General features: G+C 68.7%; 16 protein-coding genes. 14 read left to right on the top strand and 2 right to left on the bottom strand.

Annotation, left to right across the window (positions count from 1 at the left end; all coding sequences use genetic code 11):
• Positions 1–55: 55 nt before the first annotated feature.
• Positions 56–2170, bottom strand: a complete 2115-nt coding sequence (locus ACFVM3_RS10765) for a HelD family protein (protein ID WP_378437594.1) — start codon at positions 2168–2170, stop codon at positions 56–58.
• Between the two features lie 122 nt (positions 2171–2292).
• Between ACFVM3_RS10765 and rsmD the strand changes: the two genes are divergently transcribed.
• From rsmD to ACFVM3_RS10695, 14 genes are all read left to right on the top strand, one after another.
• Complete coding sequence (gene rsmD / locus ACFVM3_RS10760; RefSeq protein ID WP_378437592.1) at positions 2293–2847, top strand: 16S rRNA (guanine(966)-N(2))-methyltransferase RsmD; 555 nt, start codon at positions 2293–2295, stop codon at positions 2845–2847.
• A 52-nt stretch (positions 2848–2899) separates the two neighbouring features.
• On the top strand, positions 2900–3382 hold the full coding sequence (gene coaD / locus ACFVM3_RS10755) for a pantetheine-phosphate adenylyltransferase (protein ID WP_378437590.1): 483 nt from the start codon (positions 2900–2902) through the stop codon (positions 3380–3382).
• A 99-nt stretch (positions 3383–3481) separates the two neighbouring features.
• Positions 3482–4174 (top strand): ribonuclease domain-containing protein, encoded by a 693-nt coding sequence (locus tag ACFVM3_RS10750; protein ID WP_378437588.1) that lies wholly within the window; start codon positions 3482–3484, stop codon positions 4172–4174.
• Positions 4175–4241: 67 nt separating this feature from the next.
• Positions 4242–4757: a SigE family RNA polymerase sigma factor gene (locus ACFVM3_RS10745; RefSeq protein WP_378437587.1), complete on the top strand. Its 516-nt coding sequence runs from the start codon at positions 4242–4244 to the stop codon at positions 4755–4757.
• A complete protein-coding gene (locus tag ACFVM3_RS10740) occupies positions 4757–5548 on the top strand; it encodes a hypothetical protein (RefSeq protein WP_378437585.1) in 792 nt (263 codons plus the stop codon). The genes ACFVM3_RS10745 and ACFVM3_RS10740 overlap by 1 nt, the downstream gene beginning before the upstream one ends.
• A 126-nt stretch (positions 5549–5674) precedes the next feature.
• Positions 5675–6400 carry a DivIVA domain-containing protein gene (locus tag ACFVM3_RS10735; protein ID WP_378437583.1) on the top strand — a complete coding sequence of 242 codons (726 nt, stop codon included), beginning with the start codon at positions 5675–5677 and terminating at the stop codon, positions 6398–6400.
• A gap of 255 nt (positions 6401–6655) precedes the next feature.
• The gene (locus tag ACFVM3_RS10730) at positions 6656–7273 is read left to right on the top strand and encodes a YceD family protein (RefSeq protein WP_378437581.1); all 618 of its coding nucleotides are present in this window, start codon (positions 6656–6658) and stop codon (positions 7271–7273) included.
• 72 nt (positions 7274–7345) lie between these two features.
• A complete protein-coding gene (rpmF, locus tag ACFVM3_RS10725; protein ID WP_005160412.1) occupies positions 7346–7528 on the top strand; it encodes a 50S ribosomal protein L32 in 183 nt (60 codons plus the stop codon).
• A gap of 15 nt (positions 7529–7543) precedes the next feature.
• Positions 7544–8290 carry a ribonuclease III gene (gene rnc, locus ACFVM3_RS10720; RefSeq protein ID WP_378437579.1) on the top strand — a complete coding sequence of 249 codons (747 nt, stop codon included), beginning with the start codon at positions 7544–7546 and terminating at the stop codon, positions 8288–8290.
• Positions 8291–8401: 111 nt separating this feature from the next.
• Positions 8402–9757, top strand: coding sequence for a polysaccharide lyase 6 family protein (locus ACFVM3_RS10715; RefSeq protein ID WP_378437577.1), 1356 nt, complete (start codon positions 8402–8404; stop codon positions 9755–9757).
• A 141-nt stretch (positions 9758–9898) separates the two neighbouring features.
• Complete coding sequence (gene mutM / locus ACFVM3_RS10710; protein WP_378437575.1) at positions 9899–10759, top strand: bifunctional DNA-formamidopyrimidine glycosylase/DNA-(apurinic or apyrimidinic site) lyase; 861 nt, start codon at positions 9899–9901, stop codon at positions 10757–10759.
• A gap of 67 nt (positions 10760–10826) precedes the next feature.
• Positions 10827–11267 (top strand): XRE family transcriptional regulator, encoded by a 441-nt coding sequence (locus ACFVM3_RS10705; protein ID WP_378437574.1) that lies wholly within the window; start codon positions 10827–10829, stop codon positions 11265–11267.
• Positions 11268–11825, top strand: a complete 558-nt coding sequence (locus tag ACFVM3_RS10700) for a hypothetical protein (RefSeq protein WP_378437572.1) — start codon at positions 11268–11270, stop codon at positions 11823–11825.
• A complete protein-coding gene (locus ACFVM3_RS10695; protein WP_378437570.1) occupies positions 11822–13006 on the top strand; it encodes an MAB_1171c family putative transporter in 1185 nt (394 codons plus the stop codon). Before ACFVM3_RS10700 ends, ACFVM3_RS10695 begins: the two co-directional genes overlap by 4 nt.
• On the opposite strand, the gene ACFVM3_RS10690 is transcribed toward ACFVM3_RS10695, so the two are convergent.
• Complete coding sequence (locus ACFVM3_RS10690) at positions 13003–13353, bottom strand: DoxX family protein (protein ID WP_378437568.1); 351 nt, start codon at positions 13351–13353, stop codon at positions 13003–13005. The two genes, ACFVM3_RS10695 and ACFVM3_RS10690, sit on opposite strands and share 4 nt — an antisense overlap.
• Between the last annotated feature and the right edge of the window lie 8 nt (positions 13354–13361).

Below are 13361 nucleotides of genomic sequence, written 5' to 3'. Positions count from 1 at the left end.
GTAACTCACGTGATTGGGCGGCGAACTCGCGTGACTGGACGGACGACACGCGTGATCAGGCGGCCGGGATCCAGTCCGGGTTCGAAGCGAGCACGGTCAGCTGCTGGGTCGCGCGGGTCAGCGCGACGTACAGCACCCGGCGTCCGGTGGTCGACTCCGTGATGAGGTCGTTGGGCTCCACCAGGACGACGGCGTCGTACTCCAGGCCCTTGGAGTCGAGGCTGCCGACGACCTTGAGCCGCTCGTCCGCGAGCCCGTCGAGCCAGCCCTCGACCTCGGGCACCCGGTCCATGGCGGTGATCACGCCGACGGTGCCTTCGACGACCCCCAGCATTTCCTTCACCGCGGACTGCGTCGCCGCCTCCAGCCCGGCGGCCTCGACGGGCCGGACCTCCGGCGTGATGCCGGTCTGCCGCACCGCGCGCGGAAGCTCGTCGGCCTCCGCGTGCCCGGCGACGACCTTCGCGGCCAGATCGAAGATCTCCGCCGAGTTCCGGTAGTTGGTGCGCAGGGTGAACCGGCGCCGCGTCGTCTTGAGCCCGAAGGCCTGGTCCCGCGCCATCGCGGCCTCGGCCGGATCCGGCCACGAACTCTGCACCGGGTCGCCGACCACGGTCCAGCTCGCGTACTTGCCGCGCCGCCCGACCATCCGCCACTGCATCGGCGAGAGGTCCTGCGACTCGTCGACGACCACGTGCGAGTACTCGTCGTAGTGCTCGGGCCGGGTCGGGGCGCCACCGCGCTCCGGATTGACCTCGACGTTCTGGCGGGCCCGGCGGCTCTTCGGCGGCGGGCCGATCAGGACGCGCAGCTCGTCGAGGAGCGCGACGTCCGCGATGGTCCAGCCGCGCGAGCGATCGGCGAAATCGGCCGCGAGCATGCTGATCTCGCCGCGGTTGAGCAGGCCCTTCGCCGCGGAGGCGAGCCGTTTCTCGTCGCCGAGCCAGCGCAGGATCTGCGCCGGGTACAGGATCGGCCACCAGGTCACCAGGAACCGGTGGAACTCGATGCGCTCACCGAGTTCGGTGATCAGCTCGGCCTTGTCGACCTGACGGCCGTCGTCCTTCGCGTGCTGTTCGGCCTTCGCGGCGAGCGCGTCGAGCAGCAGTTCGGCGGCGCGGATCCGCGACCGGTTCGGCGGCCCGCCCGCGGTGTGCACCTTGCGGCGCACCTTGTCGAGCTCGCGCGCGTTGAGCCGCAGGACCTCGCCGCGGTAGACGATCTTCATGTCCTCGGGCGCGTCTTCCGGCTTGTCCCTCAGCGCGCGCAGCAGGATCTTGCGCATCCGCAGCGATCCCTTGATCGCGGCCAGCGGCGCCGGGTCCTGACGGGTCGCTTCGAGACCGTCGAGCACCTCGCCGAGCGCGCGGAGTTCGACGTTCGTCTCACCCATCGACGGCAGCACCCGCGAGATGTAGCTGGTGAACACCCCGGACGGGCCGATCACCAGCACGCCCGCGCCGCCGAGCTGGCGCCGGTGGCGGTAGAGCAGGTACGCCGCGCGGTGCAGCGCGACCGCGGTCTTGCCGGTGCCGGGGCCGCCGGTGATCTCCGTGACCCCGCGCCACGGCGCCCGGATGACCTCGTCCTGCTCCTTCTGGATGGTGGCGACGATGTCCCGCATCTTCTCGCCACGCGACCGCCCGAGCGCGGCCATCAGCGCGCCTTCGCCGACGATCTGCATGCCGTCGGGGACCGCGTCGGCGATCAGGACGTCGTCGTCGACGTCGAGCACGGTCTGGCCGGAGCACCGGATCACCCGGCGCCGGACGACGTCCATCGGCTCCTCGGCCGTCGCCTGGTAGAACGCCGCGGCCGCGGGCGCGCGCCAGTCGGTGACGAGGTTGTCGAACTCGGCGTCTCGGATGCCGAGACGGCCGACGTAGATGTGGTCGTTGTCGAGGTGGTCGAGCCTGCCGAACACCAGCCCCTCGTACTCCGCGTCGAGGGTCTGGAGGGTCTGATTGGCGTGGTACACCATCATGTCCCGTTCGAACAGCATGGACGCCTGTTCGAAGATGGCTTCCCGCCCGGCGCCATGGCCGATCTCATAGCCCTTGGTACGCATGGCCTCAGCCTGGGCTCGCAATTCGGCGAGCCGGGTGTAGACGGTGTCCACATGGGCTTGCTCGATGGCGATCTCGGCCCGTCTGACCCGAGGTTCGGACACGCAACGCTCCTAAACGCTTCTATCGCCTCCGAGGGCGAAGGACGACTCTACGCGAGCTGGGCGGCGGCATCACCAAGTCCCGGCCAACGTCACGGTGGAAGGCGTTGAGGCACGATGCACCCATGACCAGGATCGTGGCGGGGACCGCGGGCGGCAGGCGGCTGAAGGTCCCGCCGAAGGGCACGAGGCCCACGTCGGAACGCGTGCGCGAGGCGCTGTTCAACGCGCTGGAGGTCGCCGGCGAGCTGCAGGGGGCCCAGGTCCTCGACCTTTACGCCGGTTCGGGCGCGCTCGGGCTGGAGGCGTTGTCCCGCGGCGCGTCCGGCGCGCTGTTCGTCGAACACGACAGGCGCGCGGTCGAAGTGCTCAAGGGGAACGTCGCCGCGCTGGGCCTCGGCGGCACGGTCCGGGCCGGGACCGTCGAGTCCGTCGTCGCCGCTCCGGCGCCGGAAACGTTCGACATCGTCCTCGCGGATCCGCCGTACGCTGTCGATTCCACCCGTCTGGGGGAGGTCATGGCCGCGCTCGCGGACGGCCGATGGGTCACGGACGGCGCGCTGGTCGTGATCGAGCGGGCCGCGCGGGACGGCGAGCCGGGCTGGCCGCCGGGGTTCGAGCCGACGCGGACGAAGCGCTACGGCGACACCGCGCTCTACTGGGCCGAATATCAGGTGTGACGCAGAACGCGCAGAACGCGCAGGACGTTCCTCACCTTGGTAGCGTCCGCGCATGCGGCGTGCGGTCTGTCCCGGGTCCTACGACCCGGCCACCAATGGACATCTCGACATCATCGAGCGGGCGGCCAAGCTGTTCGACGAGGTCGTCGTCGCGGTGGGGGTGAACAAGAGCAAGAAGGGCCTGTTCACCACCGAGGAGCGGATGGACATGCTTCGCGAGATCACCGCGAAGCTGCCGAACGTCCGCGTCGATTCGTGGCAAGGACTCCTGGTCGACTACTGCCGCGAGAACGACATCATCGCGGTCGCGAAGGGGCTGCGGTCGGTCAGCGATTTCGACTACGAGCTTCAGATGGCGCAGATGAACCGCGAGCTGACCGGGCTCGAAACGCTGCTGATGGCCAACAATCCGGCGTACGGGTTCGTGTCGAGCTCGCTGGTCAAAGAGGTCGCGGCGCTCGGTGGCGACATCGAGCACCTGGTGCCCCCGATAGTGTTCAAACGCCTCTCGGAGAAGTACTCCGACCGAGGTTGACCCGAACGGCCGAAGCCGTTGGTCTGGTGCCGGTGAGCGGCGATGAAGAGTTCATCTCGGCGCCTTCTGGTGAATACACGATCGGGTTACGGTCCGAAAATGACCAACAAACGATCGCGGATCGCCGCCGCGCTGCTCGTTCTGCTTGTCACCTTCTTCGGCGGGCTGAGCGCCGCGCAGGCCACGGCCGCCCCCGTCTCGATCCAGCAGAACCCGTGCGGGGATCTCACCGGGTTCAAGCACGTGTCGCTCTCGTCGTTGCCCGCCGAGGCGACGACGACCTACGACCTCATCCAGAAGGGTGGCCCGTTCCCGTACCCGGACAAGGACGGCACGGTCTTCTCCAACCGCGAGAACATCCTCCCGAAATGCGCGTCGGGCTATTACCGCGAGTACACGGTCCCGACGGCGGGTTCGCCCGATCGCGGTGCGCGCCGCATCGTCACCGGTAACGCAGGCGAGCACTTCTACACCGCCGACCACTACAAGACCTTCTCCGTGATCGACGCCGACGGCACCCCGGCGCCGTCCTGCGGCGACACCTCGAAGCTGACGAAGATCGGCTACTCGACGCTGTCCTCCGCGGCGAAGTCCGTGGTGGACAAGGCCCGCGGTGGCGCGACCGGCACGGTCTACGAGAACCGCGAAGGTGTGCTGCCGAAGTGTGCCGCCGGCTACTACCAGCTGTTCCCGGTGGGCACGAGCGACCGCGTGATCTCCGGCAAGGGCGGCGAGATCGTCTACACGCCGGACCGCTACGCGACCTTCAAGCTGGTGAATCTCGCCGGCTGACCCGTCCGTGCAACATTCCGTGCCTCCTCGTCCGTGAGATACACCGGAACACGGACGAGGAGGCACGATGCGGTCTGGGGACGATGCGAGCTTCAGGGAGTTCGCCAGGGACAAGGCGCTACCGCTCAGGCGGACGGCGTATCTGCTCTGCGGCGACTGGCATCTCGCGGAGGATCTGGTCCAAACCGCGCTCATCAAGCTCTACCGGGTCTGGCCGAAGGTCCGCCGGAAAGGGCCCGTCGACAACTACACGAGGCAGATCCTGATGCGCTGCTGGCTCGACGAGCGGCGACGACCATGGCGGAGCAGAGAGAACCGCGACGGCGTCGTCCCCGAAGAGCCCGTGGCCCCGGCTGATTCCGGGATCTCGGATTCGCTGCTTCGCGCCCTCGCCGAGGTTCCCCCGAAACAGCGCGCCGCCGTCGTGCTGCGCTACTGCGCCGACCTCCCGGTCGCGGAGGTCGCCGTCGCGCTGCGCTGTTCGGAAGGGACGGTCAGGAGCCAGGCCGCGCGAGGACTCGACGTCCTCCGCGCGGCCCTGCAGAGACAGCACGACGAGGCTGTCTCCGGGAGGAGCGTGTGATGGACGAACTCGAAAACAGGCTGCGCGGGATCACACTGGCCGAGCCCCCGCTCGGCTTCGACCCGGACGAGGTCGCCGGGACGGCGGCGAAGAAGGCCCGGAACCGGCGGGCCGTGGCGATGACCGGGGCGGTCACGCTGGCGGTGATCGCGGCGGCGGTGGTGTTCGTGGCGCCGGGACGGGGGACGGCCCCGGTCTCGCCCGCGGTCGCCCCCGCCTCTTCGGCGCTCCCGCCCCAGATACGGCCGGACGAGAACACGCCGCGAATGGACCTGACACCGCAGAAGGCCCGCAACCTCGAACATCTGAAGAAGGCGGTCACGGCTCTCCTGCCCGGCGCGACCGACCTCACGTTCGGCCCGTTCCAGCAGGACTACCCGGACGACTGGGACCTGATGACCGCGAGCGTGCGTTACCGGGACGCCTCGAAGAAGGAACGAGGGTTCAACGTGACGCTCACCGGCGTGGTCTCCACCAGGAAGGGCTATTCCGACCGGACGGCCTGCCCCGAGGCCAAGGTCACGTTGCCCGATGGGAAACCCCTGCGGTGCGAGGTGCTGCCGCGGCCGGGAGGGGAGCGGGTCGTGATCAACGAGAAGGGTGATCCCGGAACGAATCTGAAGGGAACGACCGTCGAATCGGTCGTCGGCCGGGACGCGATCGGGTTCCGGGCCGACGGCACCGCGGTCACCGTGACGGACCTCGGCACGCTGAACGCGCTGGGCGGTCCTTCGCTGACCGACCAGCAATTGCTGACGCTCGTCCTCGATCCGGAGCTGACGCTGCGGTGATCATGGCGCGCGGTACCGGCGGGGACACGCCCGGTACCGCGCGCTTTCACCCCTTACGGCGGTGATGAGGGCAAACTGATCTCAGGGAATGTGGGGATCGCTGTAGCAGTAGGTAGGGAGTGGGCCGTGTACCGGGTTTTCGAGGCGCTCGACGAGCTCGTCACCATCGTGGAGGAAGCCCGCGGCGTGCCGATGACCTCCAGTTGTGTCGTCCCGCGCGGGGACACCCTGGAACTGCTCGACGACATCCGCGACGCGCTGCCGGGCGAGGTGGACGACGCCCAGGACGTCCTGGACAAACGTGATCAGCTGATCCAGACCGCCCGCACCGAAGCGGCGGAGACGATCACCACGGCGAACACCGAGGCCGACCGCACGGTCGCCGACGCGCAGGCCGAGGCCGAGCGCATCCTCGCCGACGCCCGCGCCCGCGCCGAGCAGATGATGAGCGACGCGCACGCCGAAGCCGAGCGCATGGTCGCCGCCGGGCAGGCCGAGTTCCAGAACCTCACCGACCGCTCGCGCGCCGAGTCGGAGCGGATGATTCAGGCCGGGCGCGACGCCTACGAGCGCGCCATCGAGGAGGGCCGCGCCGAACAGGCCCGGCTCGTCGCCCAGACCGAGGTCGTCCAGGCCGCGCACGGCGAGGCGGCCCGCATCGTCGACGAGGCGCACGTCGAGGCCGACAAGCAGCGCGGCGACTGCGACGCCTACGTCGACGGGAAGCTGGCCGAGTTCTCCGAACTGCTGGCGACCACGCTGCGGACGGTCGACTCCGGACGCAACCACCTGCGGTCCCCGGTCAACCTGCCGGGCAACAGCCGGACGTCGCTGTACGACTACCAGTCCTGATCGCTCGAGTACAGGAAGGGGCCTTCCTGTACTTCCCGGGAGCGCAGGGGAGCAAGGGACCTTTGCTATCACTTCGCAGGTCAGCGCTGCGATAGCCGGCCGGCCGTTCACCTGGCACAGGGGTAGTGAAGGCCTCCTTGCCACCTTGAGGTAGGTAAGGAGGCCTCCACGGACTCTGGGTCCTTCAAGGGCCTTCACGGACTTCACCGACCGCGCCCGAAAGTGAGTGGCGGGGCCTGCGTACCCTGGTGATCGATGTCTGAGAACAAGTCGCCGCAGGCCAGGCCTGCGCAACTGGACGACCGGAGCCCGTGGGTGCTCGACACCCGCGAACTCGGCCGTCACGCCGGCCTGAGCAAGGCCGTCCAACGCTCGATCCCCATCGAGACCGCGCTCGGTGTGCCCGACGTCATCACCATCGACGCCGGTTCCACCCTCGAACTCGACCTGATGCTCGAGTCCGTCGTCGAGGGTGTGCTCGTCAGCGGCACGGCGTCCGCCGTCGCGACGGGGCACTGCTCGCGGTGTCTCGACCCGATCACCGAGGACGTCGAGGTCGACCTGACCGAGCTCTTCGCCTACCCCGGTTCCGCCACCGAGGAGACCACCGACGAGGACGAGATCCCTCGCCTGGTGGACGACCGGATCGACCTCGAGCCGACGGTCCGTGACGCGGTGGTGCTGGCGCTGCCGCTGGCCCCGCTGTGCGCCGAGGACTGCCGGGGACTGTGCATCGAATGCGGTGTCAAGTGGGCCGATCTCGAGCCCGGTCACGGGCATGAGAAGATAGACCCTCGGTGGGCCGCGCTGGTCGATCGTTTCGATGACGAAGCGGGCGATGACCAGGCCGATGGCCCCGGAAAGCAAGCCTGACGAGCACCAGCTCGTTCCGGAGAAGCAAGTTCGCTCGCGACCGCGGGCAGACCGTCTGAAGGAGATCTACTCGTGGCCGTCCCGAAGCGGAAGATGTCGCGATCCAACACCCGCGCGCGCCGCAGCCAGTGGAAGGCGGCTCCGGTTCAGCTGGTGCCCTGCTCCAACCGCGCCTGCAAGCAGCCGAAGCTCCAGCACATCGCGTGCCCGGCCTGCGGCCAGCACAACGGTCGCCAGGTCGTCGAGCCCGCCTGATCGGCAGCCGACGACATGGGGGGCAAATCTGCCGGTGGACCACCCGCGGACCCCGCGCCACTGCTCGAAGCTCTCGGGATCACTATCGAACCCGAGCTGCTGACGCTGTCGCTGACCCACCGTTCTTATGCCTATGAGAACGGTGGGTTGCCGCCGAACGAGCGTTTGGAGTTCCTCGGCGACGCGGTGCTGGGCCTGGTCGTCACCGACCACCTCTACAACACCCATCCCGAACTGGCCGAGGGACAGCTCGCGAAGCTCCGGGCCAGCGTAGTCAACATGCACGCGCTGGCCAGGGTCGCGCGCGGCCTCGGTGAGGGCGGGCTGGGCAAGCACCTGTTGCTGGGCAAGGGCGAAGAGCTCACCGGCGGCCGCGACAAGGCGAGCATCCTCGCCGACGGGCTCGAAGCCGTCATCGGCGCCGCGTACCAGCAGCACGGCATCGACATCGCGCGCAAGCTCGTGCACCACCTGTTCGACGACCTGCTCGCCGAGGCGCCGCTGCGTGGTGCCGGCCTGGACTGGAAGACCAGCCTCCAGGAGCTGACGGCGTCGGCAGGGCTCGGTGTGCCCGAGTACAAGGTCGAGGACACCGGACCCGATCACCGCAAGGAGTTCAGCGCCACCGTCCTCGTCGGCGGGCGTGAACTCGGCTACGGCTCGGGAACGACCAAGAAGGAAGCCGAGCAGAAGGCCGCCGAGACGGCCTGGCGACAGCTTTCGTCCGAACTCGACGTCGAACAGGCGCCGAAGACGACCTGAGTCCTCCTCAGCGGGACGGTTCGTTGACGCACGAACCGGTGAATCAGTAACGTCATCGCAGTCCGCCGCCACTGACGCGACCGTTCAGGTCGCCTGTCGAGAGGTCGGCGGATGCGTCATTTCTGCCTTGTCACAGCCACGGCTTTGGCGCTGGTGACAGGTCCTGCCACCGCTTCGGGTGCTCAGGTCGTCCGGGTGACGTCGCTGAGCGCGTTGCAGTCGGCGATCGACAAAGCCGCTCCCGGCGACGAGATCCGGCTGGCCGATGGCAGCTACTCGGCGGGCTCGGCCATCGCGATCAAACGGTCGGGTACGGCGAACGCTCCGATCACGATCACCGCGGAACACGTCGGCAAGGCCGAGATCAAGGGATCGACGGGGTTCTCGTTCTCCTCCGGGGCCTCGCATGTCGTGCTGCGCGGGTTCAAACTCCGGCACGGTGGATCGCTGAGTGTGCCGGTGGGCAGCACACACAACCGGCTGACCCGGCTCGACGTCCAGCTCACCGGCGGCGGCAACTGGGTCACGCTCAACGGCGACGACACCGAGTTCGACCACAACGTGCTGCAGAATCGCGCCACCCAAGGCGTCTTCCTGCAGGTGCTCGGCCCGGACAAGGACATGGCGAAGCGGGTGCGTGTGCACCACAACTACTTCTCCAACCACGGGTTCACCGGTGCGAACGGTGGCGAGTCGATCCGGTTCGGGCTGAGCCACCACCAGAAGTACAAGGCCGGCGGGATCGTCGAGTACAACCTGTTCGAGAAGGCCGACGGGGATTCCGAGGCGATCTCCGTGAAGTCGTCGGAAAACGTCATCCGGTACAACACGATCCGCGACAGCCGCGGTTTCCTCGTGCTGCGCCACGGCGATCGCAGCGTGGTGGAGGGGAACATCCTGCTGGGCCGGTCCGGGATCCGCTTCCACGGCAACGACCACAAGATCGTCAACAACTACGTGCACACCACGGCGAACCGCGGGATCGTCTTCGGCTCCGGCAAAGAGGCGGACAGCGGGCCGGACAGCAAACTCCACGACCGGCCCGACCGCGTCGTCGTCGCGTACAACACCGTCGTCGGGACCACGGACGTCGTCCACGGCGACGGCGGTGACTTCAAGCCCAAGGACTGCGTACTCGCGAACAACGTCTTGCAGGGGACGGGAAAGCTCGTGAGCATGCCGGGCGGTTCGGTCGTGAAGTACGAGGGGAACATCGCCTGGGGCGGGCCGGCGGGGATGCCGTCCGGGTACAAGGCGGTCGACCCGAAGCTGGTGCGGGACGGGCTGTACCGCCTGTCTTCAGGGAGCCCCGCGGTCGACGCCGGTGTCGGTTCCCACCCGTACGCGGGTACGGATTTCGATCTGCAGAAGCGATCCGGGAAGTACGACGTCGGGGCCGACGAACTGCTGCCGGGCGGGATGCGGAAAGCACTGACGAAGACTGACGTCGGGCCGCTCGCCCCCTGATCCCGGCGGTGGGCTGAAAGCGTCCTTCACCGCATCCGACGCGGTGAAGGACGCTTTCGTCGCATGGCATGCGGGGAAAGTCCCCTTCAGCCACCATACCGGAACCGTCCTCTCACGAGGGCCGGTGGGAGAATCGACGGTATGCCCGAACTCCCCGAGGTCGAGGTGGTCCGTGCCGGGCTCGAGGCGCATGTCTCCGGCCGGACGATCACCGAGGTCGAAGTTCTCCACGCCCGCGCGATCCGCCGCCACGAACTCGGCGCCGAAGATTTCAGCGGACGGCTTTCGGGGGTGAAGATCACCGCCGCCCGCCGCCGAGGCAAGTATCTGTGGCTGGAGCTCTCCGACGGCCAGGCCATGCTCGCGCATCTCGGCATGAGCGGCCAGATGCTCGTCCAGCCCGATGACGCCCCCGACGAGAAGCACCTTCGCGTGCGGTTCAGCTTCGCCGACAACGGGCCGGAGTTGCGCTTCGTCGACCAGCGGACCTTCGGAGGGCTCGCGCTCGCGGAACTCACCGAAGTCGACGGGACGGCGTTGCCGGGCACCATCGCGCATATCGCCCGCGACCCGATGGATCCGCGGTTCGACCTCGACCAGGCCGTCCGCGCGCTGCGGTCGAGGCGGACCGAGCTCAAACGCGCCCTGCTCGACCAGACCCTCGTCTCCGGGATCGGCAACATCTACGCCGACGAGGCACTGTGGCGATCCAAACTCCACTGGGCCCGCCCGACCGACCGGCTCACCGCCGCCCACGGCCGCGCCGTGCTCACCGCCGCCAGCGACGTCATGGCCGAGGCGCTGGTCGCCGGCGGGACGTCGTTCGACGCGCTTTACGTCAACATCAACGGCGAGTCCGGTTACTTCGACAGGTCACTCGACGCCTACGGCCAGGAAGGACTGCCCTGTGGCCGGTGCGGGACGGCCATCCGCCGTGACCCTTTCATGAACCGGTCGTCGTTCTCCTGCCCGCGGTGCCAGCCGAAGCCGCGCGCGAGGTGAAAACTGTCGTGTACGACACGGGCGCCGCGTCAACTAGCATGAACGGGCACGACATGTAGGGAGTGGGATGGTGGCCGCGACCGAGCCCGGTAAGACGACGCTCGCCGAGAAGATCGACAAGCTGTTCCGGATCGTGCTGAGACCCGATCGCGAGCCGTACAGCCATGAGGAGGTCGCCAAGGCCTGCCGCGAGGCGACCGGCGAGAGCTTCTCGACGACGTACCTGTGGCAGTTGCGCACGGGACGTCGCGACAATCCGACGAAACGCCATCTCGAGGCGCTCGCGCAGTTCTTCGGCGTCTCGCCCGCGTACTTCTTCGACGACGAGCAGAGCGCCAAGATCGCGGAGGAACTCGCGCTCCTCGGCGCCCTTCGCGACGCGGGTGTCCGCGACGTCGCGCTGCGGGCCGTAACACTTTCCCCCGACGGACTCGACACCATCAGCGACATGATCGACGCGATCGCCCGCAGGGAAGCCGGACGGGGCGGCCCGAAGAAGGAGTCGTGAGTGGACCGTCGTCGTAAGGAGTTGTGGCGCCGCTGCCGGAGTCTCGCCGACGGCGTCGCCCTTCCCGAGCCCTTCGACGCCGAGTCCTTCATCGCGGATCTGGCGGCCGAGCGCGGCCGTCCCCTTGAATTGATGCAGGTCAGCGTCCCTTCCAGTGGCCCGTGCGGGCTGCTGATGAGCACGGAACGCGCGGACTACATCCTCTATCCGGCCAACACCACCGCCCTGCACCGGCGGCACATCCTGCTGCACGAGGTCGGTCATCTGTTGTGCGGCCACGTCGGTTCGGACGCCGGGGCCGACGGGATCGTGCTCGACGCGGCCGCGGGCAAGACCCTCATGCCGAACCTGTCGCCCGAACTCGTCCGCCGTGTCCTCGGCCGCACGAGTTACAGCGCTGTCGAAGAGCAGGAGGCCGAACTGCTCGCCAGTCTTCTCGCGCACCGTGTCGCGCGGACGGCGGTGCGCGGTGCCGCGCGTCCCGACGAGAGCGATCTCGCCGGTGGGATGGCGAGGGTCGACGACCTTTTCGGCAGCCGGAAACGGCGCCTGCCGTGACCGAAACCATCGCGTACTTCTGCTGCGTGGTGGCTTTCGCGGGCTTCGGCTACAAGCTGATCCAGGCCCGCCACACCCAGCCGGCGCGGCGGATGTGGTTCCTCAGCGCCTTCGGCATGTGCATCGCGGGCGGCATCATGCTGCTCACTCCGGCGATGGAGAACGCCGTCGGCGTCGAAGAACCCATGGGCAGCCTCCTGAACCTCGCGGCCGACCTGCTCAAGATCGGCGCGATGGCGTTCGCGGTCGCGTTCGCGCGTTCGCTGAAACTGGGGGAGGGCAAGCGGATCGGGTGGCACGCGGTGCTTTCCTGGGCCGTGCTGGTCGTCGAAACCGTGCTCTTCTTTTCGTCCGACAGCTACCGGGTAGGCGAACACACCGCCGCCGGGCCTGGCAGGCTCGGCTGGTTCGTCGCGTACAACGTCGTTTTCCTCGTCTACGGCTTGATCAGCCTGCTGACCTTCTCGCTCGTCTTCGCCCGCTTCGCGCGTCATGCCGACCCCGGTCCGCTTCGCATCGGGCTGTGGCTGCTCGTCGGTGGCGGGGTTTCCGCGCTGGGCTGGACTTTCTGGGACGTCGACGACATCCACATCCTCGCCACCACCGGTGCGGTCGACGCCGGTGAGGACTCGTTCTCGGCGATCCTGGCCGCGCTGAGCGTCGGGCTCGCCGGGGCGGGCGCGACGCTCAGCGTGTGGGGGCCCGCGCTGGCCGCGCCGTTCCGGCTGATCGGCGTGTACCGGACGTACCGGCGGATCGAACCATTGTGGACCGCGTTACGCGAAGCCGTCCCGGGAATCGCGCTGGATCCGGGCCCGGGGATGCCGGGCGGCGTCGAATTCGCCTTGTACCGCAGGGTCATCGAGATCCGGGACGGCCATCTCGCGCTGCGGCCGTACTTCGATCCGGACGTCCCTCCGGTCGCGGAAGCGGAAGCACGCAAGGCGAAGATCCCCGAAGCCCGGATCGCCGCGACGATCGAGGCCGCGGCCTTGGCCGCCGCGCTCGTCGCCTCCGAGGCGGGCCGCCGGTACGCCCCCGACGACGTTCCGGCGACCTACCTCGACGAGCCGGACATCGCCACCGAGGCGGCGTGGCTGGCAGAGGTCACGCGCGCTTGGCGACGGTCCCTTGTGGTCGGGCGCATTCGCGACCGGGCGCGGGAAACGCTCGCGGCCTAGGCGACGATCGCGGTGACGGCGGCCGCCGCCGAGACCAGCGCGAGCCAGACCGGTGGGGCGACGTCCTTGACCCCGTCACCCGCCCGCACGTGGGAGACCGCCGCCCCGATCAGCAACGTCACCAGGCCGATCGCCGCGGCGACCCCGAGCGGCCGCCAGAAGAACCCGGCCACCAGGCCCGCCGCCCCCGCGAGTTCGAGCGCGCCGATCCCCTGGATCGCCCGGACCGAGAAGCCGAGCCTCTCGGTCCGGGAGACCAACGCCGGCTGACGCAGGACCTTCGCCACCCCCAGTACGGCGAAGATCGCGGCCAGCAGCACCGACAGCACCACATGAGTCACGGCCATCACGGAAC

It is taken from the genome of Amycolatopsis sp. NPDC057786 (assembly GCF_042797905.1).
Taxonomy (GTDB): domain Bacteria; phylum Actinomycetota; class Actinomycetes; order Mycobacteriales; family Pseudonocardiaceae; genus Amycolatopsis.
Note: the sequence above shows the minus strand (reverse complement) of the source record. Positions and strands in the feature narration are given on the sequence as shown.